Consider the following 1,097-nt stretch of genomic DNA (forward strand, 5'->3'; position numbering starts at 1 on the left):
GCACCATGGTCTTCAGCTCGGCGACGGCCTCGCGCGCGGACGATTCGATGCCGCGCAGGTGGCCTGCCGCGGCGTCGGGGTCACGGGCCAGGGTGAGGCGGGCCGCGCCCGCCTGCACACCCATCGCGGTGACGTGGTGGGCGACGACGTCGTGCAGCTCGCGCGCGATCCGCAGCCGTTCCAGGTCCACCGCCTGCTCCGCCAGGCGGTCCTGCTGCGCGCGGATCTCCGCGTGCGCGGCCTCCAGTCGCTGCCGCTCCACCGCCGAGCGCCACGAGGCGTCCCCGAACCTCCACGCACCGGTGAAGTAGGCGACGTTGACCAGGACCTGGATGGCCGCGTAGGCCGCGTACCCGTTGACGCCGCGCTCGCCCACGTCCGGGTCCGTGAAGCCGTCCACGGTCACCCAGCCCAGCCAGAGGGCCATGGCCGCGGCGACGGCGGTCCGCCACCACAGCGCCCGCCGGCGGTGGGGGCACCATGTGCCGACCGAGTAGAACGCGAGGAACAGGACCACCTGGGAGGCGTAGAGGTCCACGCCGACCCACGTGCCGAGCTCGAAGTACAGGGCCGAGACGGCCACCATGACGGCCACCGGGGAGCGCCGCCGCCAGGCCAGCGGGGCCGACAGCGCCACCGCGCCCAGGGCCACCCAGCCCACGGAGTGCCGCCACGGCACCTCGGTGACGAAGTCAGAGAGGTAGGCCAGCTCGACACCGGCCAGCGCCAAGACCGCCGCGATGAGCGCGTCCGTCCGCCGCCAGCGGGTGGGCAGCGCACGGGTGATGGGGGACGGTGGAGCGGGTGGGCATGGCCCTCACCCTAGCGACGGTCCGGGACACCGCCCCCCGTCCCCCTGGGCGTCGTCGCCCATGCGGGTGGGCTCCCACCCGGCCACGGCCCGGTAGAACTCCACCGCCGCGTCGGAGCGGGTGGACATCAGCTCGGACCACACCGAGGTGCCCGGGGTCAGGGGCGGGTCGTGGCCCTTGAAGGTGTCGGCCTGCCAGAAGCCCGCGGACTCCCCGCCCGGCCCGGCGACGAACGCCGTGGTCCCCAGGCCCCCCATGGCCATGGCGTCCACGAGCACGGTGCCG

Annotated in this window: 1 protein-coding gene and 1 pseudogene; both read right to left on the minus strand. The window is 74.8% G+C overall.

The features are described from left to right. Positions 1 to 730, minus strand: a 730-nt coding sequence (locus tag AB0N07_RS51870; protein ID WP_365848078.1) for a histidine kinase dimerization/phosphoacceptor domain-containing protein, incomplete at its 3' end; no start/stop codon positions are given. Between the two features lie 87 nt (positions 731 to 817). Continuing rightward, positions 818 to 1,097: pseudogene (locus AB0N07_RS51875) on the minus strand (VOC family protein); the annotation flags it as partial.

This window comes from Streptomyces sp. NPDC051172 (assembly GCF_040682555.1).
Lineage (GTDB): Bacteria > Actinomycetota > Actinomycetes > Streptomycetales > Streptomycetaceae > Streptomyces.